Genomic DNA, 25,025 nt, shown 5'->3' on the forward strand with positions numbered 1-25,025 from the left:
ATGAATAATAAGCTAGTTATACTTTCTATTGCAGCGTTTTCACTTACAGCCTGCAAAAAAGAAGCTCCGAAACAGGATGGTGCGAAACCTTATCCTGTAGTTTCCGTGGAGTCAAAGAATATAGTGGGCTATCAGACCTTTCCGGCTACCATACAGGGAAGGGTAAACAATGATGTCCGCGCAAAAATACAGGGATATATCACTCAGGTGCTGGTAGATGAGGGACAGTATGTTACAAAAGGACAGCCTTTGTTCCGTCTTGAAACCAACATTCTTACTGAAAATGCAGCGGCTTCCAAAGCCGGTATCGGTGCAGCTGAATCTACTATTGCAGCAGCGCAGGCATCCGTAAATGCAGCTCAGGTAGAGGTGAATAAACTGAAACCATTGGTTCAGAAAAACATCATCAGCAATGTACAGTTGCAGACCGCACAGGCTAATTTAGCCCAGGCCCAGGCCCAGTTACAGCAGGCGAATGCGGCAAAAAAACAGGCCGTTGCCAATTATAAAGGAGTAGAAGCCAATATTGAATATTCTATCATCCGTGCTCCTATTTCCGGAGTAATAGGAAGACTTCCTTTAAAAGTAGGTAGTTTGGTAGGACCAACTGATCAGACTCCGTTGACAACGATTTCTGATACCTCTCAGATCTATGCCTATTTTGCAATGAATGAAAAAGAATATTTTGATTTCCTTGAAAAATCGCCGGGGGCATCCATGCCTGAAAAAATCAAAAACCTTCCTATGGTGGAACTTCAGTTGGCCAACGGAAGCCTTTATCCTGAAAAAGGAAGAATTGAAGCCATTACAGGACAGATTGATCCTACTACGGGGACTATTCAGTTCAGAGTTGGCTTTACCAATGCCCAGAAATTACTGAGCAACGGTAACAGCGGAACTATAAGGTTCCCACAGAATTACAACAATGTGCTGGTAGTGCCGGAAAGTGCTACTTACGAACAGCAGGGTATTGTTTACGTGTATAAAGTGGAAAAAGACACCGCTAAAAACGTCGTGATTGATGTGGTAGACAGAATAGACAATATGGCAATCATAAAATCAGGAGTTAATAAAGGCGAAATTATTGTAGCAGCCGGTATCGGAGGTCTTAAACCAGGTACCGCAATCATAAAGAAACCTATCAAAATGGATAGCCTTGTTCAATCAATAAAACCGAAATTCTAATGATAAAAAACTTTATTAACAGACCGGTTTTATCTACCGTAATCTCAATTTTGATTGTGATTCTCGGTGTGCTAGGGCTGATCTCGTTACCGGTTACACAGTATCCGGATATTGCACCTCCCACAGTAAGCGTATCAGCCAGCTATACGGGAGCGAATGCCGAAACGGTCATGAAAAGTGTGGTAGTCCCTTTGGAAGAGCAGATCAATGGGGTGGAAGGTATGGACTATATCACTTCCAGTGCCGGAAATGATGGTTCTGCCCAGATCCAGGTATTCTTTAAACAGGGAATAGACCCGGATATCGCTTCAGTAAACGTACAGAACCGTGTGGCAAGAGCAACGCCGCTTCTGCCTTCTGAAGTAACCCGTTCAGGGGTTGTTACCCAAAAACAGCAGACAAGTGCCCTGATGTATATGTCCTTCTATTCCGAAAATAAGGATCTGGATGATGTATACCTTCAGAACTTTTTGAATATCAATATTATTCCGAATCTTAAAAGGATTAATGGTGTAGGGGATGCCAACGTTTTCGGAGGTAAAAACTATTCGATGAGAATCTGGCTGGACCCTGCAAAAATGGCGGCTTACAGTGTAACACCAACAGACGTAACCAACGCCATCAATGAGCAGAGTAGAGAAGCCGCTGCGGGATCTATAGGACAGAATAGCGGAAGTTCTTTTGAATATATCATTAAATATGTAGGTAAATTCAACGATAAGGAACAGTACGATAATATTATCATCAAGGCTCTTGCCAACGGACAAAACCTGATGCTGAAAGATGTTGCTAAAGTAGAACTGGCAGGCCAGTCTTACAGCGGAATCGGGGAGAATGGAAACAACCCTTCCATCAGTATGGGGATTTTCCAGACTCCGGGATCCAATGCTCAGGAGATTATCAAGAACATTAAAGATTATCTGAAATCGGCGGAAGGAACTTTTCCAAAGGGAATCAAGTATACTTTCAACTTTGATACCAACGAATTCCTGGAAGCTTCCATTGAAAAGGTAGTACATACCCTGATTGAAGCCTTTATCCTTGTATTTATCGTAGTGTATATTTTCCTTCAGGATTTCAGATCTACCCTGATTCCGGCCATTGCGGTTCCGGTATCTATTGTGGGAGCATTCTTCTTCCTGAATCTCTTCGGATATTCATTAAACCTCTTAACCCTTTTCGCATTGGTATTGGCCATCGGTATTGTGGTGGATGACGCCATCGTCGTCGTCGAGGCTGTCCATGCGAAGATGGAACATGGTATTTCAGATGCTAAAAAGGCAACTGTAGAAGCGATGGATGAGATCACGGGAGCAATTATCTCTATTACATTGGTAATGGCAGCCGTATTTATTCCGGTAACGTTTATTACAGGTCCTACAGGGGTATTTTATCAGCAGTTTGGAATTACGCTTATCGTAGCGATTATTATTTCTGCCATCAACGCCTTAACTTTAAGTCCGGTTTTATGTTCATTATTCTTAAAGCCTCACGCAGAACATCATACAGAATACAAAAACCTTAATTTCCTTCAGAAATTTTTCTATAAGTTCAATATTGCTTTTAAAACAACTACGGAACGTTACGGAAGAGGATTTGTATTCCTGTTAAGACATAAGTGGGTAACCCTGGTTATTTTTGCCGTTACCGGAGGAATTTTATTCTGGGCAAGCAGCAGCATGAAGAAAGGTTTCGTTCCTACAGAAGATAGAGGAATTATCTTTACAGATGTTCAGCTTCCTCCGGGAGCTTCTATGGAAAGAACTTATAATGTTTTAAAAACTCTTCAGGCTAAGGCTATGAAAGTTCCGGGAGTTCAGAACGTAACCATTTCAACAGGTAGAGGATTCTTATCCGGAAACGGAAGTAACAACGGTCTTGCCTTTGTGAAGCTGAAACCTTTTGACGAAAGGAAAAAAGACGGCCAGACTTCTGAAGATATCACCAAAAAACTATTTGGAATTGTAGGATCTGTTCCTGATGCCAAAGTAGTATTCTTCCAGCCGCCAAGTGTACCGGGATTCGGGAATAGTGCCGGTTTTGAAATGGTACTGTTGGATAAATCCGGAGGAGAATATGCAGATCTGGATAATAAAACCAATGAATTCATCGGTAAGCTGATGCAGAGACCGGAAATTGAATTTGCACAGACTTCGTTCAATACAAAATATCCACAGTATCAGATGGAGATCAATGTTCCTCTGACCAAGCAGCTTGGTGTTTCGGTAAGTGATATTCTCGCTACCATGCAGGGATATATCGGAGGAATCTATACCGCCGACTTTACTAAGTATGGGAAGCAGTTCAGAGTAATGGTTCAGGCCCTTCCTGAAAACAGAAAGAACATTGAAAACCTGAACGAACTTTACGTAAGAACAGGTTCAGGAGTCATGTCTCCTATCTCACAGTTCGTAACCCTGAAAAAAGCCTACGGACCTCAGTCTGTAAGCCGTTATAACCTCTTTACTTCGGTAAAAGTGACAGGAGCAAACTCTGCAGGATACAGTTCCGGAGATGCAATCGCTGCGGTACAGCAAGTGGCCCATGAAACCTTGAATCAAAATTATGCCGTAGAATTTACGGGGTTAACAAGAGAAGAATTGAATTCCGGATCTCAGACGCTGTTGATCTTTGGATTAAGCTTAGTCTTTGTTTACTTTATCCTTTCTGCTCAGTATGAAAGTTATATTCTACCGTTAATTGTTGTTATTTCCCTTCCTCTTGGGGTAATGGGTGCTTATTTCGGGCAAAAGATCATGGGACTGGAGAACAATATTTATTTCCAGATCGCCTTGATTATGTTGGTCGGATTATTGGCAAAAAATGCAATTCTTATCGTTGAATTTGCCGTCCAGAGAAGGCATCACGGGGAAACCATCGTTATGTCTGCCATCAATGCAGCCAAAGCCAGAGTAAGACCGATTCTGATGACCTCTTTTGCGTTTATCTTCGGATTACTGCCATTGGTGCTTGCCAGCGGAATTGGTGCGGTAGGTAACCGTTCCATTGCAACAGGTGCGGCAATTGGATTGTTGATAGGAACTGTTTTAGGATTATTTGTAATTCCTGTACTGTATGTGATCTTTGAAACACTGCAGGAAAAAATCAAGCCTATTAAAAAAGAAGACATCAGTTTAGCAGAATAAAATTAAGATTTAAGAAATTAGAAGTTAGAGATTAGAAATAAATCTAAAAACTAACTTCTAACTTCTAAACTCTAACTTCTAATTAAAAATAATGAAGAGTTTATTAAACATCATAAAAGGAATCACTTTTTCGGCGGTCATATTAGGTGCCATTACATCATGTATGGCCAGAAAAGAATATGAAAGACCGAAAAATGTTGTCGACGAAAAGCTTTTCCGTACAGATATGCTTCCCTCAGACAGTGTAAGTGTAGGAACCGTTTCGTGGAAAGAAATTTTTACGGATCCTATATTGCAGGGGCATATTTCAAAAGCTTTAGACAATAATTTAGATATCAGAATTGCCCTGCAGAGCATTGGTTCTGCCGAAGCTTATCTGAAGCAGAGTAAAGCTGCGTATCAGCCCACTCTTTCTGTAGGACCCAACTACACCTTTCAGACTCAGTCTATTAATACCCAGTTCGGGCAGATCATTGGAGCGAGACGTTATATTAATCAGTTTGATATTACGGCAAGCATCGGATGGGAAGCAGATTTATGGGGTAAATTAAAGGCTCAGGAAAAAGCCCAGCTGGCTGCTTATTTGGGAACAGTGGCGGCTCACAAAGCGGTTAAAAGCGATCTTGTATCATCTATTGCTTCCGCTTATTACCAGCTTCTGACTTTTGATGCTCAGAAAAGAATTATCAATGAAACGATTGCCGTAAGAGAAAGAAACCTGGAAACCACCAAAGCTTTAAAAGCTTCCGGAAACCTTACAGAAGTTGCCGTACAGCAGAGTGAAGCTCTTGTTTTTAATGCAAAATCACTGTTGATTGATATTGAAACACAAACTCAACTGCTTGAAAACACAATGAGTCTCCTTATGGGAGAACCTTCACATTCTATAGAAAGATCTACACTGGAATCACAAAAAATTCCTATTGATCTCAAACTAGGATATCCGGCGCAGTTATTGGCCAACCGCCCAGACGTTATGAGAGCAGAGTATAACCTTATGAATGCTTTTGAACTGACGAATTCTGCAAAAGCCCAGTTTTATCCTACTTTAAAACTTACGGGAAGTGGAGGACTGCAGTCGGTAGATCTTGATCATTTATTCAGTGTCAATTCATTATTTGCCAATGTGGTGGCAGGTTTGGCGCAGCCGATTTTAAATAAAAGGCAGATCCAGACCAACTACGATGTAAGTCTGGCGAATCAGGAAACAGCTTATCTGAACTTTAGAAAAACGGTTCTTACGGCCGGGAAAGAAGTTTCAGATGCCATCAGAGTATTTTCTGTGCAGGATTCTTTTATTGAATTAAAACAGAAGGAATTGGATGCCTACAAGAAATCGGTTGACTATTCTCAGGAATTGGTGAACTATGGTATGGCCAATTACCTCGAAGTATTGAATGCAAGCGTTAATTCATTAAATGCGGAGCTTAATATCTCCAATGCGGAATACAGTAAAATGAAAGCTGCCGTAGAGCTGTATCAGGCTCTTGGTGGTGGATGGAAATAAGAATTCCAACCAATATACATAACAAAAACGTACATCAGCAGTGGTGTACGTTTTTATGTAATACGGTTTGAATAGACTTTGCTAAAATAGAGATTTTTGTATTTCTAATAAGTGAATTTATTGTGTATATTTGGTTTATAATATTTTTCAGTCATTATTAGCATATTTAAGAAAAACATAAATGTGTTGATAATCGTAAATAGACACATTAACCATGATGAAAATTTTAATAGACCCACTTTTTAATAAAAAAGAGATTAGTAGGAAAAAAGAAAACATAATATCTACCGAAGAAGAATTAAAAAAGCAAAAATTAATAGCACTTAAAGACGACAATTATTTAGTAGATTCCGGTAGAGTTGAAAAAAAGGATATGAAATTTTTTACTAATGAAAAAACTTATATCTCTAAAAAACCACATTATAAGTTAAGTGATCTAAAATATATTAATCATTTATTTATTAGAGCTGTTGCTAAAGATATAATTTTTGAGAATGTAGATTTTTCAAAAACTATTTTTGAAAGTTCATACCTGAAGGATTGTAGATTTATAAGATGTAACTTTGAAGGAGCAAAGTTTGTAAGCTGTAACTTACAAGGGTCTTATTTTGAATGTTGTAAATTTGATTATGTCATTTTTGAGAAGACATTTGTTGATGATGAAATATTTGAATGTGCTCCTAAATTAGATAACTTAAAGTATAAGTTTGCACGATCACTAAAATTAAATTATGCCTCGATAGGTGATTATATTAAGTCATCAAAAGCTGTTACCATTGAATTAGAGGCTACAAAGAGTCATTTAAAAGATAGCTGGCTTTCAGGAGAAGAATGGTATAAATTGAAATATGGGGGGCCAAAACGAAGGATTGAGCAATTTTGGAAATGGACGAAAGTTAGTATTTTAGATTTTATTTGGGGAAATGGAGAAAGTTTATGGAGATTAATAAGGTTTAATTTAATAATTTTTGCATTATTAACAGTGTATGATATTTTTGAAAAGAATAATACAAACGCTTTTGCAATCTTTAAAGTTTTCACAATTGAAATACCAGGGAACTATTTTGGATTAAAATTAAAAAATAATAATTATTTCGAATATTATGATGATTGGCTAAATTTAATATTAGTGATTACTAGATTGGTGTCTTTTGGGTTATTAATGTCTATAATTTTAAAAAAATATAATAGACGATGAAAAATATTTATATTTTTGGCTCGGTAGTCAGGGGTGAGGTTGATCAATATTCTGATATAGATTTGTTATTAATTACTGATGAATTTACAGACAATATTAATGCTAATAAATACTCAATTTATACCCCGGAAAGAATTAAAGAATTATATATAGAAGGAAATCCATTTGCATGGCATTTATATTATGAGTCTAAGATTGTGTATTCTTCTGGACAAGATTTTTTAATTGGTTTAGGTAAACCTGCTAAATATAATAATTGCAAATCAGATCTAATAAAATTTAAAAAATTATTTGATGATAGTATTATTTCTATTCAAAGTAATGATTTTTCTTTAATTTTTGATTTTGCAATGATATTCTTGGCAATTAGAAATTTTGCTACTTGCTATACACTTAGCTTTTACACTAATCCTATATTTAGTAGGAAAGCATTTGAAAGATTATATGATTATCCACTTAAATTGGATGAAAGAGTTAAAGAATTGTTAATGATGTCAAGAATAAGCTCGACAAGAGGAATAAATTATGACATTAAAGAAGAATATCTATCCTTGTTTAATATGGAGGTGCAAAAAATAGAAAGTTGGTTCAATGAAATTTTAGAAAATTATGAAAGCAGAGTTTAATAGCAGAGTTGATTTACAAAGAGAGGTAATAAAGATTATTAATAGTAAACCTCTAAAAAAACAATTAACGGGTTTATCAAAGCCTGCGATTGATAATTGGTTTGTAAATAATAATATATCAAATGAGTTTTTAAAAAGTATTTTAATTGTCATATCAGAAAAACTTTTTTTTATTGCTAATAAAAGTCAAGATCAGATTACTGAAGAGTATAGAGATTTACAATTAAGTGTACAGAAAAATATTGAAGATCTAAGAATATTTACAAAAGATCAAATTTCCTAAATATTTTTTTCTGTAAAATTGTATATGATAATAGTTTGAAATATACTTTACTAAAAATAAAATTTGAGGGATCATAGAATGATCCCTTTATCTTTTAAAAACTGAATTTCTTTGGATAAAATATTTTTATTTAAATTTTCACCAAATTTGTGTGACCATACGTAATCTAAATAATTGAAAATTTCTTCATCGGTAAGAGCGGAACAAAAAACATATAAGTTTCTTTTTTCTTTATTATTAAAATGTTCAATAGTGTAACTATTAAATTTGTCCTTCCCGAAATTTTGGTTATCAAAATAGATATTCTTTTCAATAGCAGCATCTTTTATTAAATCCATAGAATGTTCATAAAAAAAAGATATATCAAGTGGGTCTTCTTCTATAAGGTCGCCCATCAATTGCCAAATAAAACTGTTGGTTTTCATATGTAATTTAGCCTTTTTATAATTTCAAAGCTATTAGGTTTTAAAATTAATGAAAATTATATGATTTTTAAAAATATATTTTAAAGTGTTGAATTATATAAATGACTTTTCTTTTATACAATTTCATTTGGATATATGTAGTAAACTACGTAGTTTTGTAATATAAATTTAATGGACATGGAAATACATATTCAACAACTCAATAATACCTATTCAGATCAGCTGATTGATCTGATTCTCACTATTCAGCAAAAAGAGTTCAATATTCCGATAACGGTAGAAGATCAGCCGGATCTTAAACAGATTGAAAGTTTTTACATCCAGGCAGGCGGAAATTTCTGGGGTGCATTTATAGATGGAGAACTGGTAGGTTCCATAGCATTGGTGAAGTTTGATGAAAAAGAAGCGGCAATAAGAAAGATGTTTGTAAAAAAAGAATTCAGAGGAAAAGAACTGAATATTGCACAGAAACTCCTGGAAATTTTAATTACATTTTGCCGGGAGAATAAAATAGATCATTTATATTTAGGAACGGTATCTGTACTCGGAGCGGCCATGCGTTTTTATGAACGAAATCATTTTGTACAGGTTGAAAAAGAAAATCTGCCGGATACATTTCCGTTGATGAGTGCGGATAATGTTTTTTATAAACTGAAAATAAACGAAGAGATATGAATATAATTGATGAATCGGGGATTCTGGCTATTTCTACAAGATTACAGCGTCTCAGCGAGCAGCTCAGGAAAGATGGGGCCATGATCTATCAGTCTTTTGGGATTGATTTTGAGCCGAAATGGTTCCCGGTCATTTTCACCCTGCATCACAAAAAAATGCTCAGTGTGGTTGAAATCGCCAACGAAATAGGGTATACCCATCCTTCCACGATAAGCCTGCTCAAAGAACTGGAGAAAAATAAACTGATTCAATCGAAAAAAGATAAACAGGACGAACGCAGAAGACTGATTATCCTGGCTCCGAAAGGAATTGAGCTGATTGAAAAGATGAAACCGGTTTGGGAACTGATGTCAAAAGTATTAGGGCAGATCGCGGATAATGAAAATAATCTTTTAACTGCAATCAATGAAGCAGAAAAAAAAATAAATGAACAGTCTTTTTATCAAAGAGCTTTACAGATTAAAAATGAAAAGTAAATGAATTGATTGTTAATTATTTGCATGGTCATTGGTCCTGTTTTGTTCTTAATGTTGATTCAAATCCTTCAGTATGCAGTGAAATTTTTAATGAATTAAAATAAAAAAAGAGGGGAAAATATTTGTAAATGTGGTTTAAATACTTACTTTTGTACCGCTTTAAGAAAACAAGGGGGATTGGCGCAGTTGGCTAGCGCGTTTGACTGGCAGTCAAAAGGTCACGGGTTCGAATCCCGTATTCTCCACTACAGCAAAGCCCTTTTCACAAGGGCTTTTTACTTTTTTGAACTTTTTTGGAGTAATTAATACGTACGAAAAGTTTAAGCTTCGGATGCAGTTCCTTTAATCTGTTTATTTTCTAAACTTTAAAAAGTACTTACCAATATAGTTAGGCTACTTCTATTATCCTTTATTTGTAAAATGAGGGTTGTGATATTCGTACTATATTAAAATATATTAACATTGATTTTGTAACATTTTCTATGTTTTTGCACTAACTAGTGAATAATTAAAAACATTTACATGAAAATGAAAATAAAAAATATAGTGCAGCTCAGCATTATAGCAGTTTTACTCTGTTTTAAAATCAATGCACAAAATTATCAGCCATTGAATATTGTTAACGGTTTTAATGCAGACCTTATTGCTAACGGCAATGGACCTGCATCGTCTTCCACTACACAAAGCGTGGATGATCCTGTTAACGGTTATGTATTTATGTCTACAGATTTTATTAACGGTTCCAATGTAGCTCCCACTTCAGGATTGCCCAGTAACGGATTGATCAATTCTGTCAATACCTCAGGTTTATCATTTCAGTTAGCCCCTTATACCGCTGATAATTCTTTGAGGTTAGAGAATACAAATGATTCAGGAGTTCTGACATTTAATGCCAACCCAAAAGCATCAAAAGTGTATATGCTTGCTACAACGGGTAGTGGGAGTTCTTCTGCTGAAATCATAGTTACATTTACTGATGGCAGCAACCAGACTTTTTCGGACCAAAACATCAATGACTGGTACTATGCAGATTCTTATGCAATATGGGGAATCGGAAGGGTGAGTAGAGTTACGGATAATATTGAAAACAGTACGGATAATCCAAGACTGTATGAAATTGCACTTCCTATAAGCTCCACGAATCAGGCCAAAAACATTGCGAATATTTCCGTGACAAAAACGTCATCTGCAATGGGTATTTTGTGTGTATTCGGTTTTTCTTATGTGGTGGCTAATAGCTGTATCGCTCCGGATACTGTGAGCGCAACCAATATAACTGCAGATTCTGCTGAAATATCCTGGAATTCAATATCAGGAGCTACTTCTTATGAAATTTACAGAAGTCTTTCCAATACGGCTCCCAATGGCTCCACTCCGGCAACAATTACAGGACTTTCAGGTACGTCTGCAATTATTCAGGGCCTATCTCCGGCTACTTCATATTACGTGTGGGTAAGATCAAATTGCGGTGGTAGCAGTACAAGTGACTGGAGTCCTGCATTTGCTAATTTTACGACTTTGTGCAGTAGTGTAAATACTCCGTATACAGAAAATTTTGATTCAGCAAATTGGTATATTCCTAATTGTACTTCATATGAGGACCTAAGTACAGGGGGAAGTTGGGGTGTTATAGATGCTACCGGATTAGCTGGTTTTTCTTCAAATGTACTGTATACTTTTACGTCAGATCAGAATGATTCCAATACCTGGTTCTATACGAATGGGATCCATTTAGTGGCTGGCAATACCTATGTTCTTACATTTGATTATGCTGATTATGAATCGCCTCAGAGTTTTCAGGTAGTTTATGGATCATCACCAACGTCTTCTGCAATGAATAATTTGATTCAGGATTATTCTGATGTGAATGTGGGCACATCTACTCCTGCTTCACTTACCCTAACTCCGACGGTAACAGGAGTCTATTATTTAGGGTTTAATGTGTACACTCCTGCTTCCAGTGGCTTTTTTGGAGCTCTGTTTTTAGATAATTTGTCTTTGGTACAAGGAAATTTAGGAACATCAGATCATACATTAGATAAAAACAAGATAAAAGTGTATCCTAATCCAACAACTCATTATTTATATGTAAAGAATGATCAAAAAATTATGACGGTCAATATTTTTGATTCTTCCGGAAAAAAAGTTTTATCTGCAGATAGGGTTGATGAAAAAATTGATGTTTCCCAATTACTGCAGGGAAATTATTTTATTACTTTAAAACTGGCAGATGGAACAACCTATTCTCAAAAATTTATAAAAAGATAAGAAATAAGTTATCATAGAAGTAATATTTTCTACTACATCATTAATAAATCCCGTACAATGGGTTATTAAGTAATGGCTTCAATAGTGAAAAGGTTTGGTTATATTAAAACGATTGAGGTTAAACAATAGATTAAAATCCGTGTATATTAATTTTTATTATTATTTAAAGAGGAGATTTCCTTGAAAAATAATTTATCATAGTCTATTTTTTTAGTAGAAAATATTATTACTTTTGAGTGAACATTTTAAATCAATAATTATGAGAAAAATTATTTTACCAGCGATCCTTAGTTGTTTTTCCTTTTTAAGTGCGCAAGTAGGTATTAATACGACTACTCCGACGGCAACTTTAGATGTTATTGCTCAAAATGCAACAAGTACAAGTGTAGATGGTATTATTGCTCCTAGAATTGACAGATTAAGAGCCTTCAATATGTCTGGTGTACCCAATGGAACATTGATTTATATTAATAACATTGGTACAGGTTCTGCTACAGGTCAGACTGCAAATGTCACTTCAACCGGATATTATTATTTTGAAGGTACAGCCTGGCAAAAATTAACTACGGCTAATATCTACAGCTCAGATGGTACTTTGAATGCAAACCGTACAGTAACTATGGGAACAAATAATATAGCATGGAACAGTACTGCCGCTACAACTACAGCCACGAATCTGAATGCCAATAGTGTTACTACAGGAAAAGCTTTGGATATTTCTACAACTGGGCTGACTACAGGAACTGCTTTTAACATTACTTCTTCTAACGCAGCAACTAATACGAATGGGGTGATAAAAGTAGCCAATACTTCTGCTTCCGGAGCAGGAACTTTTGCCACTTTACAAGCTAATAGTACGGCGGGATCTGGTTTGAATATACTCAATAATGGAAATGTAGGAGTAGGGATTTCTACTCCCAACAGTACACTGAATATAGAGGGATCTTTTGAGGCCGGCTATAAAGAAGTTACAGCAAGTACTACTTTAACGGATAAAGACCATTACATTACATTCAGTGGAACTACAGCCAATCAAACAATTACTTTACCAACAGTTCCAGCCACAGCAGCGGCCTCTTTTTCGGGAAGGATATACAGAATTAAGAATATATCTACACAATCTTTAACCCTTGCGGCGGCGGCAGGTGCTACTTTACGTCCTACTTCCACCAATGTCTCCACATACATTTTACCTGCAGGTGCTTATATGGAAGTAGTTTGTAATACTAATTTAGGTGCAGCTGCAGTTTGGGACTTGTCCTATTTGGCTCAGACGGTATTGTCAAATGTAGAAATTTATGGAGGTCAGGCTTTGATACCGCCTCATAACTCTTTTGCAGCGGATTTTTCCAATCATACGGTTGCCACCTATGATACGGCAGATTGGCAGGTTATTTCTAAAACATCTACCAATACCAGTACTTCTGGTACAGGCAGCACTATCAGTATAACGAATGCAAAACAAGTTATAGTGTATGAATATCAGGGTACACCATTTACTCTGACTAATCTTTTCCCTATTTTAACTCCGGGTAATAATAGCGGTTTTCCAGATGTATACACGGCAAACTTTGTCTCTATCGCCAATACAGGGACAGGTGGTAAAACAAGATTGACAGTAAGTGTTACCAGAAGTGAATTGAATGGTAATGGTACCAACTGGGCCGGAACATTTTTACTGAATATTCTTTTGGCAAAAAAAGTAAACTAAGGAAAGGTCTAACCTATAAGAAATCAGGTCAATATACTTTAATAGAAAATATTTAAACTGATTGGCAGTCAAAAGATCACGGGTTCGAATCCCGTATTCTCCACTCGAAAGTAAAGGAGTTACAATAAAACATTGTAACTCTTTTTTATTTGATGGAAAACCAGCGAGCAGATAATTCTGACAAAATTCACGAATAAAAAGTCTCTGTTTTATTCAATTTCTTGTTCCCTCAAAGTATCCGCTTCATCGAATCAATGAAATTGATTCTCTCTTTGCTTATCTTAAAGTCTATAGTAACAGACTTGATCTTTGCATGAAAAAACATCCATTTTATTTCAGCTTTTATTCCTTCTCATTAAATCTTATGCTTAATAGAGTTAATAAAACCTCTTTGTTAATGAAAATTAATAAGCCACTACAATGTGCAGTGGCCTATTGGTGGAATATGGATTAAAAAATATTTCTAGTTACTTCTCGAACGTGATACAGTTAGCAAGTAAACCAGATGGGCAAACATGCTTCTTTTTACGGATTCTATTTTTACACTGCCTGTAGTCTGATTGATTGTGGTTACAATATCCGCATTGCATTGTCCTGAGAAACTTCCGGCCCCCAAATAGTTTGCAGAATTTGCAGTAGGGTAAGAGATCCTCGGATAGTCAGGAGCAACCTGTTCCGCAGCGGTAATTCCTCCTATATAGCTTTTGTTATCAATAAAACTGGAAGCCCAGGTTCCTGAAAACTGGCCGTTCCCTGTATTGATGGTTTGGCCTACAACTACCTGAGTATCCACTGCTCTGGTAAATCCGGCGCAGGAAGTGTAATGATTTACTCTAACGGTGCAGGAAGAGGAATTGTCGGTGGGTTGAAAGCATTGTCCTTCATAAATGGTCATTCTTTGTTCAGCAGGTGAGGTTGAGGTATTTAGTAATGCTTTTGGAGAAAATATCTCTTCAGGGGAGATCAGAGTTAATACACCCTGTTGGTCTGCTGCTACAATTTTTCCTTCAGTATTGGCCAATCCTCTTATTCTTGTAATTCCATCCACATCTAAAGTGTGGGTCGGTGTAGTCGTATTGATTCCAACCTGGGATTTTAAATTACTGAAAAAAATAGCAGCCACAAAAAAGATTATTCTTGTTTTCATGTTTATGAATTGGGTTTTTATGAGGTTTTAGATTTTTCACTAAATTAAGAAATATTTATAATTTCGAAAATAAATTTTATTTAAATTATGTATTGTTAATTAAAAATAATTTATAAGATAAAAATGTAGTATAATAAACAGATTATATTCACGTAATAATAATTTTAATTTTTTGATGTATTTTTTGTATATCTATGGTGTACTGCTTGTTTCTATTTAAGAAATAATTGTATTTTAGCCAAAATAAGCGCCTTATTCATAAAAATATAAACGGGTGATTAAAATTCAGATAATCTGAATAAAAAAATTAGTAGATTTGCACCCAGCAAGCCGTAAAATGATAAACACACATTCGGTTCCCTGTTTCAGGAGCAGAATGTAAACGATAATAATAATTTGATTAGGTTATAAAACTATTAGAAACTATGAAGAAACTTTTTTTACTTCTTTTAACAGCTTTTTTATTTATCGGATGTAGTTCTGATGATGATACTATTTATGATTATATAGGAACATGGTCAGGAAAGTACACGGGAAGTGATGACGGAACCTGGTATGTAGTAGTTGCCAGTGACGGAAAGGTAACAGGAACCATGCATTCCTCGGTAAATGATGAAAATTATAATATTTCCGGGCATTTAACTGAAACCGGGGATCTTACTGCTGTTGTGGGGCTTCCTTCCGATGGAGAATTCAAAGGAACCCTTTCAAGAGAGAAAAAAGGAAACGGAAGTTGGTCGAACGCTGTTCCTACTCCGACAAGATCCGGAACCTGGACAGGTGATAAACAATAAAGAAGAAGCCTGCAGAATCAATCTGCAGGCTTTTTTTATTCAAATAAATCCCATATGGGTAATTTCATTTTTTTGCTTCAGAACTAAAAAATAGAGCAGGAGTTGGCCATCGGAAAACTGTTTCTTTAAATATATAGTGTTTCCCTGTTCTGCAGTTACATTTTCCTCAACATATTTCGCAGAATAAGCTTCCAGATCTGGCTGTATGGTAATGATCACCATTTCATCTGCTGAAAGTCTGTTTCCTATATTCAGGATCAGATTTTCATTTTCTTCTGAAATGAAAGCATCAGGATATACATTTTCTTTCTCTCCAAATCTGAATTCTTTAAGCGCCTTCAATCCTTCCGGTGTTGAAAGCCCATTTTGTACCGTTCTTTTTCCTCTTTCAGAAACAGTGTCAAAATCTTTGACAACAGTCATCAGCTGGGCAAATTTCTGATAGAGCAGGGGATCTCCGGCTTCTTTGGTATAGCTTTCAATACAACTTCGTAAAGTTTTTCCGGCTTTGGAACAATGCCCGAACTCGGAACTGTTCTGCCTCACTTTTTCGTAAGAAGGATTCTTTTTAAAAGCTGTTTTATTAAATCCACTTTTTTTCCGCACAACATTTTTTCCGTTCAGGCTGTAAAAAACCAGATCGCCTACACTTCCTTTAATTTTTATTAAACTTTCATAGGTTGCCATATCGCAAAATTGAATTCAAATATACTAATAAATATAGAGAATTAAAATTTTAACATATATTTATCATATAGTTGTAGTATACTTATTATATAATTTAAATATAAAATGTATATTTGTATAGAATTAGTTACTTCATTTAAAATCAGATGACTATGATACCGGGATTATTTGAAAAAAACTTAAAAATAAAGCAGATATCTGTTCTGCTTTTGGCCTCTGCTTTTGTGGTTTCATGCGGGTCTTCCAAGAATGTATCTTCCGGAAAAAAAACGGGAACCAAAACAGTAGCCAAAGCTGAAAACCTCAGAAAGCTGGATTCTAAATTCGACGGAAAAATCTCCAGATCCATGAATGATATTCTCAAAGATGCAGAGAAATACCTGGGAACTCCTTATAAATTTGGAGGGAATACTTCGTCAGGTTTTGACTGTTCCGGATTTACCGTAAAAGTTTTTGAAGAAAATGATTTCTCACTTCCCCGAAGATCTGCTGATCAGGCGGATGCCGGACAAAAAATAGATATTAAAGAAGTAAAACCCGGAGATTTACTCTTTTTTGCAACAGCCGGAGGAAGCAGAGTTTCCCATGTAGGCATTGTTCATGATATAGGAGCAGACGGTGAGGTGAAGTTCATTCATGCATCCACATCAAAAGGAGTGATGATCTCCTCCCTGAACGAAAAATACTGGAACAAGGCTTATCTTCACGCTCAGCGAGTATTATAACAGCCTTGTTGAGATGATATGGAGATAAAAGACCGGACCTTTGCCTTTATTAAAACTGATAAAAAGCTGGTAAAGCTCTTCTTCAGAGATATTACAGTCATAAAAGGTTTGGGAAATTATGTGGAAATCAATACCCTGTCTCACAAAAAATACATCTACTACAAATCGCTTAAAGAACTCATTGAAACCCTTCCTGATGAATTCATGCGGGTTCATAATTCCTATATCGTCAACTTAACGAATATTGAATCTTTTGAAGACAATCAGCTTGTTTGTCAGGATCAGAAAATTGCCGTGGCAAAAAGCTATAAAGACTGCCTGATTACTGCACTCAATACAATGATGCTCTGAAAAATAATTCATCATAAAACCCCTGTCAAGGTTCAAAACCTTGACAGGGTTCGAGGTTATCTGCATAGCAATTTTGAAAAAGAAAACATCAGAAAACCGCCCATCCAGATAATATTTTCTTCAGACCAAATAATAAATTGGTTCAACTGCTTTATTCATTTTAGATTCGTAAAAAAAAATAACAATGAATAAAGACGAAGCACTGCATTACATCAACAGCCACAACCTTATTGAAATAAAAGCAGGAAAACACAGGACCACTTTTCTCGAAATCTGGATGGTTACCGTTCATGACAGAATTTTCGCAAGATCCTGGGGATTGGCGGAAAGAAGCTGGTACAATACCTTTTTAGAAGATTCGGATGGGCAAATTAAATGTGGAGAAAAAATAGTCAATATAAAAGCTGTGGTCCCGGATGATGCAGTAGAGCTGGCTTCTGAAATTAATACCGCTTATTTAACAAAATATAATACAGGCGAAAATATAAAATATTCAAAAGGAATTATTCAGCAAAAACACGTAGAAAAGACCATGGAATTGATTATCTGTGAATAGAAAGACCACAAAAAATACTGAATAACGGCTTGTAAGGACTTATCGCCGAACTTGTATACTAAAACAATCTTTTGTACTTTTGACCTTCAAAACCGTGCGGAGCCGCAGGGATAATTTATACTAAAATCAAATAAGAAACATGTCGTTACAACAAACTATTGAAAACATTTGGGATAATAGAGATTTATTACAGAATGAAGACAGCCAGAAGGCGATAAGAGAAGTTATTTCTTTACTGGATTCCGGAGAACTTCGTGTTGCTGAGCCTACAGAAAACGGATGGCAGGTAAATGAATGGGTGAAGAAAGCCGTAGTAATGTATTTCCCGATTCAGAAGATGGAAACTATTGAAGTAGGTCCGTTTGAATTTCACGACAAAATTCCTTTGAAAAGAAACTATGCTGAAAAAGGAGTGAGAGTTGTACCGCATGCTATTGCAAGAGAAGGTTCTTTTGTAGCCTCAGGCGTGATTATGATGCCTTCTTATGTAAATATCGGAGCTTATGTAGATTCAGGAACTATGGTAGATACATGGGCTACGGTAGGAAGCTGTGCACAGATTGGTAAAAACGTTCACCTTAGCGGTGGTGTAGGAATCGGTGGGGTTTTAGAACCGTTGCAGGCTGCTCCTGTGATCATTGAAGATGACTGCTTCATCGGGTCAAGATGTATTGTTGTAGAAGGGGTTCACGTAGAAAGAGAAGCGGTATTGGGAGCTAACGTAGTATTAACTGCTTCCACAAAAATTATTGATGTTACCGGTGATCAGCCTGTAGAAATCAAAGGAAGAGTTCCTGCACGTTCGGTAGTGATTCCGGGAAGCTATACAAAGCAATATCCTGCCGGAGAATATCAGGTTCCGTGTGCATTAATTATCGGACAGAGAAAAGAATCAACAGATAAAAAAACATCTCTTAATGATGCGTTAAGAGAGAATAATGTGGCGGTATAAACCATATAATTCCTAAATTTTGAAGATTTATTTTTAAAATTGACATATTAAACCCCGAATATTGATTTGGGGTTTATTTTATGAATACATTTAGACCATTAAAAAGTTGATAAAAACATGGGTATGAAAATTGCCTTCGATGCAAAACGTTTTTTTCATAATACGTCCGGATTGGGTAATTATTCAAGAGATCTGGTAAGGATGCTTTCTGAGTATTATCCTGAAAATGAATATCTCCTGCTGAATAAAAACAGTTCAGAACGGGGAAAAGAAATTCTGGAAAAACCCAATGTACGTTTTGTGAAAACTTCAAAAGGAAACCTCTCCCGCCAGTTTAAAATGGGTAAAGATGCCCAGAAAGAAGGCGCAGATATATTCCATGGTCTCTCCGGCGAACTTCCTTTGAAATGGGGAAAAGAGCCCATCAGAAAAATAGTGACCATCCATGATCTGATCTTTATGAGATACCCGCAGTATTATTCTTTTTTTGACCGGAAAATACACTTGTGGAAATTTAAAAAAGCGGCTGTTTCTGCAGATAAAATCATCGCCATTTCAGAACAGACAAAAAGAGATATTGTCACCTACTTAAAAGTTCCCGAAACTAAAATTGAAGTTATTTATCAGGGCTGTCATAAGGCTTTTAAAGAACAGCAGTCAGATGAATTGATTAAAGCGGTCAAAGAAAAATTTCATCTTCCGGCACGCTATATTTTAAATGTGGGAACTATCGAAGATCGTAAGAATCTTCTCAACATTGTCAAAGGAATCTTGGGAACAGAAATTCCTCTGGTTGTGGTCGGTAGAAAAACCGCTTATTATAAAAAAGTGGAAGCTTTTATCAGACAAAATAAAATGGAGAAACAGGTCCTCTTCCTGGAAGGTGTTTCTATGGATGAGCTGGCTGTTATTTATAAACTGGCCGATATTTTTGTTTATCCGAGCTTTTTTGAAGGCTTCGGAATCCCTGTCATAGAAGCCCTTTTCTCGAAGACGGCAACCATTACAAGCAATACCAGCTGCCTTCCTGAAGCAGGAGGAAATGATACCGTGTATATAGATCCCGGAAATGATAAGGATATCGGAGCCAAGATAAAATTTCTCTGGGAAAATGAATCGGAGAGAAAACGCCGTGCTGAAAAGAGTTTCAGCTTTGTTCAGAAATTTAATGATGAACCTATCGCACAGCAGTTGATGGATTTCTACAAAAAAAATCTGTAAAAAAACTTTGCAGTTTAAAAATAAATCCTACATTTGTACCACAATTCAAAACAATGAAACCGAATTTTTTAACACTTCATCATTACTATCATCATCTCTGCTAAGACGGAATTGATTGATATAAACATGTGTTAAAATCAAAAATAATTAAAACCGTCTGAGTAAACAGACGGTTTTTTTGTTTCCCGGATTTCCCCGGAAATATCCAACAGATCAGTTTTATTTACTCAGACTTCAAAACAATACAATGAGTAAATTAAAAATTGCGATCCAGAAAAGTGGCCGCCTTTACGAAGAATCTCTACAGCTCCTGAAAGACTGCGGTATTTTTGTAAACAACGGCAAAGACCAGCTGAAAGTTTCTGTAGACAACTTCCCGATGGAAATCATGTATCTCAGAAATTCAGATATTCCCCAATACCTTGAAGACGGAGTAGTAGACGTAGCCATCGTTGGTGAAAATCTTTTGGCTGAAAAACAGAAAAACATCCAGATTGTTGAAAAGCTGGGTTTTTCAAAATGCCGGGTTTCTCTTGCCGTTCCCAAAGAAGTGGAAACCGATGATCTTTCCTATTTCCAGGGGAAAAAAATTGCCACTTCCTATCCCAATACCCTTAAAAATTTTCTTGACCAAAAAGGAATTACTTCCGACATCCACATTATTTCAGGTTCCGTAGAAATTGCCCCGAACATCGGACTGGCAGAAGGTATCTGTGATATCGTAAGCTCCGGAAGCACCTTATTTAAAAATGGATTGAGAGAAACAGTTACCATACTGAAATCCGAAGCTGTTTTGGCCAGAACATCCCAGCTGGAAGCAGATAAAGCACTTATTCTGCAAAAATTCTTATTCAGAATCCAGTCGGTTTTAAGAGCAAAAAACTCAAAATATATCCTGATGAACGTTCCCAATGAAAAAATCAGCGACATCGCTTCGGTTCTTCCCGTTCTGAAAAGTCCTACAGTGATTCCTTTGGCTGAAGAAGGCTGGAGCAGTATTCATTCCGTGATAGATGAAGAACGTTTTTGGGAAGTTATCGACGAGCTGAAAGAAAGCGGCGCGCAGGACATCCTTATTATTCCAATTGATAAAATGGTGATTTAATTATGAAAATATACAGATATCCGGAAAGGAAAATATGGTCAGAGCTCGTAAAGCGCCCGGTTTTTGAGCGTGAGGAAATATCCGGGCTGATCACGGAAATATTTGAAGCTGTTGAAAAAAACGGAGACAAAGCACTTGTAGGATTTAATAAAAAATTTGACAAAGCCGTAACTCCCGAAATTACAGTTTCAGCCGAAGAACTTGAAAATGCAGAAAATGCAGTTCCCGAAAATCTAAAGAAAGCGATAAAACAGGCAAAAGAAAACATCACAAAATTCCATACCGCCCAAAAAACACAAACCGAAAAGATTGAAACCGCAAAAGGGGTAATCTGCTGGAGAGAAAACCGGGCTGTAGAAAAAGTGGGGATCTATATTCCCGGAGGAACAGCGCCTTTGTTCTCCACAGTATTGATGCTTGCTGTACCTGCGAATCTGGCTGGTTGTCAGGAAATTATTCTTTGTACGCCACCGGATCGTAACGGTAATATAAATCCTGCGATTCTGTTTACGGCAAAACTCTGCGGAATTACTAAAATATTCAAAACAGGCGGGGCGCAGGCTATTGCAGCAATGACTTTGGGTACAGAAAGTATTCCGGCGGTCTACAAAATTTTTGGACCTGGAAACCAGTTCGTTGTCGCGGCAAAAGAATATGCACAGCGTTATGGAGTAGCGGTTGATATGCCTGCAGGTCCCAGTGAAGTCCTTGTTATTGCAGACGGTAAGGCTGTTCCCGACTTTTGTGCCGCAGATCTTCTGTCGCAGGCAGAACACGGAAGCGACAGTCAGGTGGTATTCATCACAACAGATGCAAAAATTTTCACCGGAACTATTGAGGCCGTAGAAAAGCAGATCATAAAGCTTCCCAGGAATGAAATGGCCCGTCAGTCACTGCAAAACAGTCTTTTTATCCTGACCAGTTCCCTTGAAGATGCTTTAGATTTCAGTAATCTTTACGCTCCCGAACACCTTATCCTTGCTCTGGAAAATTTTGAAAACTATATTCCGGGTATCAGGAACGCCGGATCTGTTTTTCTCGGAAATTATTCCTGTGAAAGTGCGGGAGATTATGCAAGCGGAACCAATCACACATTGCCTACCAATGCTTATGCAAAGAACTACAGCGGTGTTTCACTGGACAGTTTTGTCAAAAAAATTACATTCCAGCACCTTTCCAGAGAAGGTCTTAAAAGCATAGGAAAAACAATAGAAATAATGGCAGAGGCAGAAGGCCTTATCGCTCATAAAAATGCAGTATCCATCCGATTAAAATAATATAATGAAAAATTTGACTATCAATAGTTTAGTAAGAGAAAATATCCTGAAATTACAGCCTTACATCAGCTTCAGGGATCATAATGAATTTAATGAACCCGTGATGCTGGATGCCAATGAATGCCCGTTTGGAGAATTCAACAGGTATCCGGATTCTTCTCAGAAAAAGCTTAAAAATAAATTAGCAGAGCTTAAAAATCTTTTACCGGAACAGATCGCCATCGGAAACGGAAGCGATGAACTGATTGATCTGATCATTAAAATATTCTGCGAACCCAAAAAAGATGCTATTCTGATGATGAATCCTTCTTTTGCGATGTACGGTTTTTACGCTGCAGTGAATGAAAATGAAGTAGTAAAACTGGATCTGGATGAAAATTTTGAAATTGTTAAAGATGATTTTTTAAAGATCACCCAGGAGCGCGAGATCAAAGTTTTCTTCTTATGTTCTCCTAATAACCCGACCGGAAACAGTGTGGAAGATCTTGAATTCTTCCTTCAGAATTTTAACGGAATTGTGGTGATAGATGAAGCATATATAGAGTTTTCCGGAAACAGATCGGGGATTGAATTGCTGGACAAATATCCTAATTTAATTGTACTCCAAACCTTTTCAAAAGCCTGGGGAAAAGCAGGAGCAAGAGTCGGTACGGCTTATGCTTCGGAAGAGATTATCCGTTTTATCAATACGGTAAAAGCCCCTTATAATGTGAATTCTCTAAGTCAGGAACTGATCTTAAATCTATTGGAAGATGATAACATGCTTAAAGATAATGTTGACAAAGTTCTGAAGGAAAGAGACTGGCTGAAAGAACAGTTCAACAGCATTGAATGCATTGTAAAAGTATTTCCGACAGATGCCAATTTCTTTTTGATCCAGATGGCTGACGGCAGTACCGTTTATCAGAAAATGCTGGAAAAGGAAATTTTGACCAGTCAGAGAGCGCCCGCCATTCCGGATTGCATCAGAATCAATGTGGGAAGCCGTGAGGAGAATGAAAAATTAATCAACGTTTTAAAAGAAATTCAATCATGAAAAAAGTATTGTTCATAGACCGCGACGGAACACTTATCATAGAACCGCCCGAAGACTTTCAGGTAGATTCACTGGAAAAGCTGGAATTCTATCCCGGAGTTTTTCAGAATCTTTCCAAAATTGCAAGGGAAATGGATTATGAGCTGGTGATGGTAACCAATCAGGATGGTTTGGGCACCGAAAGTTTTCCTTACGAAGATTTTATTAAACCTCAGGAAAAAATGCTGAAAGCTTTCGAAAATGAAGGAATTATTTTCAGTGATATCCTGATTGATAAAAGTTTTGAACATGAAAATCTTCCCACCAGAAAACCGGGAACCGGAATGCTTTCCAAATACCTTTACGGGAATTATGATTTGGAAAATTCATACGTCATTGGCGATCGGGTTACAGATATTCAATTAGCTGAAAATTTGGGATCTAAATCTATTTTTCTCAATAAAAACTTTAATGATGATGCGACGCTAAGTACAGACAGCTGGCCCGCCATTTATTCTTTTTTAAAACAGGAATCCAGAAAGGCCAAAGTCTATAGAAAAACCAATGAAACCGAAATAGACATTCAGATAGATCTTAACGGAAATGGAAAATCTGAAATTTCTACAGGCCTTCACTTTTTTGATCACATGCTGGATCAGATTGCAAGACACGGAAACATAGACCTGAAAATTAAGGTGAATGGAGATCTTCAGGTAGATGAGCACCACACCATTGAAGATACGGGAATTGCTTTAGGAGAAGCCTTTTTAAAAGCACTGGGAAATAAAAAAGGGATTGAAAGATATGGTTTTCTTCTTCCGATGGATGACTGTCTGGCCCAGGCTGCCATTGATTTTGGAGGAAGACCGTGGCTGGTTTGGGAAGTTGATTTCAAAAGAGAGAAAATTGGCGATGTTCCTACAGAAATGTTCTTTCACTTCTTTAAATCATTTACGGATTCTTCAAGATCCAATCTGAATATAAAAGCAGAAGGAAACAACGAACACCATAAAATTGAAGCGGTATTCAAAGCCTTTGCAAAAGCGGTAAAAATGGCGGTGAATCAATCGGACAGCAGTTTCAATTTACCATCAACCAAAGGAAGTTTATAAAATGATTGCATTAATAAAATATAACGGAGGAAATGTAAGTTCGGTGCAGAATGCCCTGACCCGGCTGAACATTCAGTCTGTAGTTACGGATGATCCCGAAGTGATTATCAAAGCGGATAAAGTCATTTTCCCCGGCGTTGGAGAAGCTTCTTCAACCATGAAAGTATTGAAAGAAAGAGGTCTTGATCTTCTTATACCTTCCTTAAAACAGCCTGTTCTCGGGATTTGCCTCGGTATGCAGCTGATGTGCGGAGATAATGAAGAAGGAAATACAAAAGGGATGGGAATTTTTAATACCGGTGTTAAAAGATTTCCACCGCAAGAGCTTGTTCCCCACATGGGCTGGAATACGATTTCAGATCTTAAAAGTCCGCTCTTTTCAGGAATTGAAGAGGGCAGCGATGTCTATTTTGTTCACAGCTACTATTGCGGGCAGGCAGATGCTACCATTTCGGTGTGCGATTACATTTTACCGTTCAGTGCCTCATTACAGAAAGACAATTTTTTTGCGGTACAGTTTCACCCGGAAAAATCGGGACAGACGGGAAGCCGTATTTTAAACAATTTTATACAGCTATAAATG

At 36.8% G+C, this 25,025-nt stretch carries 24 protein-coding genes and 1 tRNA gene; 22 read left to right on the forward strand and 3 right to left on the reverse strand.

The genetic code is table 11. The annotated features are described in order from the left end of the window. From ACM46_RS16230 to ACM46_RS16255, 6 genes are all read left to right on the forward strand, one after another. Nucleotides 1-1,185: an efflux RND transporter periplasmic adaptor subunit gene (locus ACM46_RS16230; RefSeq protein WP_048507725.1), complete on the forward strand. Its 1,185-nt coding sequence runs from the start codon at nucleotides 1-3 to the stop codon at nucleotides 1,183-1,185. Beyond that, nucleotides 1,185-4,331: an efflux RND transporter permease subunit gene (locus tag ACM46_RS16235; RefSeq protein ID WP_048507726.1), complete on the forward strand. Its 3,147-nt coding sequence runs from the start codon at nucleotides 1,185-1,187 to the stop codon at nucleotides 4,329-4,331. The genes ACM46_RS16230 and ACM46_RS16235 overlap by 1 nt, the downstream gene beginning before the upstream one ends. A gap of 91 nt (nucleotides 4,332-4,422) precedes the next feature. Beyond that, the gene (locus ACM46_RS16240) at nucleotides 4,423-5,838 is read left to right on the forward strand and encodes a TolC family protein (protein ID WP_048507727.1); all 1,416 of its coding nucleotides are present in this window, start codon (nucleotides 4,423-4,425) and stop codon (nucleotides 5,836-5,838) included. A 214-nt stretch (nucleotides 5,839-6,052) separates the two neighbouring features. Next, nucleotides 6,053-7,036, forward strand: coding sequence for a pentapeptide repeat-containing protein (locus ACM46_RS16245; protein WP_048507728.1), 984 nt, complete (start codon nucleotides 6,053-6,055; stop codon nucleotides 7,034-7,036). Beyond that, on the forward strand, nucleotides 7,033-7,662 hold the full coding sequence (locus tag ACM46_RS16250) for a nucleotidyltransferase domain-containing protein (protein WP_048507729.1): 630 nt from the start codon (nucleotides 7,033-7,035) through the stop codon (nucleotides 7,660-7,662). Before ACM46_RS16245 ends, ACM46_RS16250 begins: the two co-directional genes overlap by 4 nt. Then, nucleotides 7,646-7,945 carry a hypothetical protein gene (locus tag ACM46_RS16255; RefSeq protein WP_048507730.1) on the forward strand — a complete coding sequence of 100 codons (300 nt, stop codon included), beginning with the start codon at nucleotides 7,646-7,648 and terminating at the stop codon, nucleotides 7,943-7,945. The genes ACM46_RS16250 and ACM46_RS16255 overlap by 17 nt, the downstream gene beginning before the upstream one ends. 71 nt (nucleotides 7,946-8,016) lie before the next feature. Here ACM46_RS16255 and ACM46_RS16260 read toward each other — a convergent pair whose 3' ends face one another. After that, nucleotides 8,017-8,370 (reverse strand): hypothetical protein, encoded by a 354-nt coding sequence (locus ACM46_RS16260; RefSeq protein ID WP_048507731.1) that lies wholly within the window; start codon nucleotides 8,368-8,370, stop codon nucleotides 8,017-8,019. Nucleotides 8,371-8,547: 177 nt separating this feature from the next. Between ACM46_RS16260 and ACM46_RS16265 the strand changes: the two genes are divergently transcribed. From ACM46_RS16265 to ACM46_RS16285, 5 genes are all read left to right on the forward strand, one after another. Then, the gene (locus ACM46_RS16265) at nucleotides 8,548-9,045 is read left to right on the forward strand and encodes a GNAT family N-acetyltransferase (RefSeq protein WP_048507837.1); all 498 of its coding nucleotides are present in this window, start codon (nucleotides 8,548-8,550) and stop codon (nucleotides 9,043-9,045) included. After that, a complete protein-coding gene (locus tag ACM46_RS16270) occupies nucleotides 9,042-9,521 on the forward strand; it encodes a MarR family winged helix-turn-helix transcriptional regulator (protein ID WP_048507732.1) in 480 nt (159 codons plus the stop codon). The genes ACM46_RS16265 and ACM46_RS16270 overlap by 4 nt, the downstream gene beginning before the upstream one ends. A 171-nt stretch (nucleotides 9,522-9,692) precedes the next feature. Continuing rightward, a tRNA-Ala gene (locus tag ACM46_RS16275) sits at nucleotides 9,693-9,766 on the forward strand. A gap of 277 nt (nucleotides 9,767-10,043) precedes the next feature. After that, nucleotides 10,044-11,789 carry a T9SS type A sorting domain-containing protein gene (locus tag ACM46_RS16280; protein ID WP_048507733.1) on the forward strand — a complete coding sequence of 582 codons (1,746 nt, stop codon included), beginning with the start codon at nucleotides 10,044-10,046 and terminating at the stop codon, nucleotides 11,787-11,789. Nucleotides 11,790-12,048: 259 nt separating this feature from the next. Beyond that, nucleotides 12,049-13,500, forward strand: a complete 1,452-nt coding sequence (locus ACM46_RS16285) for an autotransporter outer membrane beta-barrel domain-containing protein (protein ID WP_048507734.1) — start codon at nucleotides 12,049-12,051, stop codon at nucleotides 13,498-13,500. Between the two features lie 463 nt (nucleotides 13,501-13,963). Here ACM46_RS16285 and ACM46_RS16290 read toward each other — a convergent pair whose 3' ends face one another. Further along, nucleotides 13,964-14,647 (reverse strand): hypothetical protein, encoded by a 684-nt coding sequence (locus tag ACM46_RS16290; protein WP_048507735.1) that lies wholly within the window; start codon nucleotides 14,645-14,647, stop codon nucleotides 13,964-13,966. 425 nt (nucleotides 14,648-15,072) lie between these two features. On the opposite strand from ACM46_RS16290, the gene ACM46_RS16295 reads away from it, so the two are divergent. Continuing rightward, a complete protein-coding gene (locus ACM46_RS16295) occupies nucleotides 15,073-15,441 on the forward strand; it encodes a hypothetical protein (RefSeq protein WP_048507736.1) in 369 nt (122 codons plus the stop codon). 39 nt (nucleotides 15,442-15,480) lie between these two features. On the opposite strand, the gene ACM46_RS16300 is transcribed toward ACM46_RS16295, so the two are convergent. After that, nucleotides 15,481-16,128 (reverse strand): hypothetical protein, encoded by a 648-nt coding sequence (locus ACM46_RS16300; protein WP_048507737.1) that lies wholly within the window; start codon nucleotides 16,126-16,128, stop codon nucleotides 15,481-15,483. 152 nt (nucleotides 16,129-16,280) lie between these two features. On the opposite strand from ACM46_RS16300, the gene ACM46_RS16305 reads away from it, so the two are divergent. The 10 genes from ACM46_RS16305 to hisH all read left to right on the forward strand — a co-directional run bounded on the left by ACM46_RS16305 (nucleotide 16,281) and on the right by hisH (nucleotide 25,022). Further along, nucleotides 16,281-16,853, forward strand: a complete 573-nt coding sequence (locus ACM46_RS16305) for a C40 family peptidase (protein WP_083997438.1) — start codon at nucleotides 16,281-16,283, stop codon at nucleotides 16,851-16,853. Nucleotides 16,854-16,871: 18 nt separating this feature from the next. Beyond that, nucleotides 16,872-17,204: a LytR/AlgR family response regulator transcription factor gene (locus ACM46_RS16310; RefSeq protein WP_241486034.1), complete on the forward strand. Its 333-nt coding sequence runs from the start codon at nucleotides 16,872-16,874 to the stop codon at nucleotides 17,202-17,204. 184 nt (nucleotides 17,205-17,388) lie between these two features. Continuing rightward, nucleotides 17,389-17,760 (forward strand): DUF2255 family protein, encoded by a 372-nt coding sequence (locus ACM46_RS16315; protein ID WP_048507738.1) that lies wholly within the window; start codon nucleotides 17,389-17,391, stop codon nucleotides 17,758-17,760. A 139-nt stretch (nucleotides 17,761-17,899) separates the two neighbouring features. Next, nucleotides 17,900-18,712: a 2,3,4,5-tetrahydropyridine-2,6-dicarboxylate N-succinyltransferase gene (locus ACM46_RS16320; protein ID WP_048507739.1), complete on the forward strand. Its 813-nt coding sequence runs from the start codon at nucleotides 17,900-17,902 to the stop codon at nucleotides 18,710-18,712. Nucleotides 18,713-18,835: 123 nt separating this feature from the next. After that, on the forward strand, nucleotides 18,836-19,933 hold the full coding sequence (locus tag ACM46_RS16325; RefSeq protein ID WP_048507840.1) for a glycosyltransferase family 4 protein: 1,098 nt from the start codon (nucleotides 18,836-18,838) through the stop codon (nucleotides 19,931-19,933). A gap of 247 nt (nucleotides 19,934-20,180) precedes the next feature. Beyond that, a complete protein-coding gene (gene hisG, locus ACM46_RS16330; protein WP_048507740.1) occupies nucleotides 20,181-21,038 on the forward strand; it encodes an ATP phosphoribosyltransferase in 858 nt (285 codons plus the stop codon). A 2-nt stretch (nucleotides 21,039-21,040) separates the two neighbouring features. Next, nucleotides 21,041-22,315, forward strand: a complete 1,275-nt coding sequence (gene hisD / locus ACM46_RS16335) for a histidinol dehydrogenase (protein ID WP_048507741.1) — start codon at nucleotides 21,041-21,043, stop codon at nucleotides 22,313-22,315. 4 nt (nucleotides 22,316-22,319) lie between these two features. Continuing rightward, on the forward strand, nucleotides 22,320-23,351 hold the full coding sequence (gene hisC, locus ACM46_RS16340) for a histidinol-phosphate transaminase (RefSeq protein WP_048507742.1): 1,032 nt from the start codon (nucleotides 22,320-22,322) through the stop codon (nucleotides 23,349-23,351). Then, on the forward strand, nucleotides 23,348-24,442 hold the full coding sequence (gene hisB / locus ACM46_RS16345) for a bifunctional histidinol-phosphatase/imidazoleglycerol-phosphate dehydratase HisB (RefSeq protein ID WP_048507743.1): 1,095 nt from the start codon (nucleotides 23,348-23,350) through the stop codon (nucleotides 24,440-24,442). Before hisC ends, hisB begins: the two co-directional genes overlap by 4 nt. 1 nt (nucleotide 24,443) lies before the next feature. After that, the gene (gene hisH, locus ACM46_RS16350; protein ID WP_048507744.1) at nucleotides 24,444-25,022 is read left to right on the forward strand and encodes an imidazole glycerol phosphate synthase subunit HisH; all 579 of its coding nucleotides are present in this window, start codon (nucleotides 24,444-24,446) and stop codon (nucleotides 25,020-25,022) included. Nucleotides 25,023-25,025 lie beyond the last annotated feature (3 nt).

It is taken from the genome of Chryseobacterium angstadtii, from assembly GCF_001045465.1.
GTDB lineage: Bacteria > Bacteroidota > Bacteroidia > Flavobacteriales > Weeksellaceae > Chryseobacterium > Chryseobacterium angstadtii.

Bases quoted from the DNA above. Each gene is read 5' to 3' on its own strand.
- ACM46_RS16295 (WP_048507736.1), top strand. From the start codon at position 15,073: ATGAAGAAACTTTTTTTACTTCTTTTAACAGCTTTTTTATTTATCGGA.
- ACM46_RS16270 (WP_048507732.1), top strand. From the start codon at position 9,042: ATGAATATAATTGATGAATCGGGGATTCTGGCTATTTCTACAAGATTA.
- ACM46_RS16310 (WP_241486034.1), top strand. From the start codon at position 16,872: ATGGAGATAAAAGACCGGACCTTTGCCTTTATTAAAACTGATAAAAAG.
- ACM46_RS16230 (WP_048507725.1), top strand. From the start codon at position 1: ATGAATAATAAGCTAGTTATACTTTCTATTGCAGCGTTTTCACTTACA.
- ACM46_RS16280 (WP_048507733.1), top strand. From the start codon at position 10,044: ATGAAAATGAAAATAAAAAATATAGTGCAGCTCAGCATTATAGCAGTT.
- hisH (WP_048507744.1), top strand. From the start codon at position 24,444: ATGATTGCATTAATAAAATATAACGGAGGAAATGTAAGTTCGGTGCAG.
- ACM46_RS16325 (WP_048507840.1), top strand. From the start codon at position 18,836: ATGAAAATTGCCTTCGATGCAAAACGTTTTTTTCATAATACGTCCGGA.
- hisD (WP_048507741.1), top strand. From the start codon at position 21,041: ATGAAAATATACAGATATCCGGAAAGGAAAATATGGTCAGAGCTCGTA.
- hisB (WP_048507743.1), top strand. From the start codon at position 23,348: ATGAAAAAAGTATTGTTCATAGACCGCGACGGAACACTTATCATAGAA.
- ACM46_RS16290 (WP_048507735.1), bottom strand. From the start codon at position 14,647: ATGAAAACAAGAATAATCTTTTTTGTGGCTGCTATTTTTTTCAGTAAT.
- ACM46_RS16320 (WP_048507739.1), top strand. From the start codon at position 17,900: ATGTCGTTACAACAAACTATTGAAAACATTTGGGATAATAGAGATTTA.
- ACM46_RS16255 (WP_048507730.1), top strand. From the start codon at position 7,646: ATGAAAGCAGAGTTTAATAGCAGAGTTGATTTACAAAGAGAGGTAATA.
- ACM46_RS16245 (WP_048507728.1), top strand. From the start codon at position 6,053: ATGATGAAAATTTTAATAGACCCACTTTTTAATAAAAAAGAGATTAGT.
- ACM46_RS16305 (WP_083997438.1), top strand. From the start codon at position 16,281: ATGATACCGGGATTATTTGAAAAAAACTTAAAAATAAAGCAGATATCT.
- ACM46_RS16260 (WP_048507731.1), bottom strand. From the start codon at position 8,370: ATGAAAACCAACAGTTTTATTTGGCAATTGATGGGCGACCTTATAGAA.
- ACM46_RS16250 (WP_048507729.1), top strand. From the start codon at position 7,033: ATGAAAAATATTTATATTTTTGGCTCGGTAGTCAGGGGTGAGGTTGAT.
- ACM46_RS16315 (WP_048507738.1), top strand. From the start codon at position 17,389: ATGAATAAAGACGAAGCACTGCATTACATCAACAGCCACAACCTTATT.
- ACM46_RS16300 (WP_048507737.1), bottom strand. From the start codon at position 16,128: ATGGCAACCTATGAAAGTTTAATAAAAATTAAAGGAAGTGTAGGCGAT.
- ACM46_RS16235 (WP_048507726.1), top strand. From the start codon at position 1,185: ATGATAAAAAACTTTATTAACAGACCGGTTTTATCTACCGTAATCTCA.
- hisC (WP_048507742.1), top strand. From the start codon at position 22,320: ATGAAAAATTTGACTATCAATAGTTTAGTAAGAGAAAATATCCTGAAA.
- hisG (WP_048507740.1), top strand. From the start codon at position 20,181: ATGAGTAAATTAAAAATTGCGATCCAGAAAAGTGGCCGCCTTTACGAA.
- ACM46_RS16265 (WP_048507837.1), top strand. From the start codon at position 8,548: ATGGAAATACATATTCAACAACTCAATAATACCTATTCAGATCAGCTG.
- ACM46_RS16285 (WP_048507734.1), top strand. From the start codon at position 12,049: ATGAGAAAAATTATTTTACCAGCGATCCTTAGTTGTTTTTCCTTTTTA.
- ACM46_RS16240 (WP_048507727.1), top strand. From the start codon at position 4,423: ATGAAGAGTTTATTAAACATCATAAAAGGAATCACTTTTTCGGCGGTC.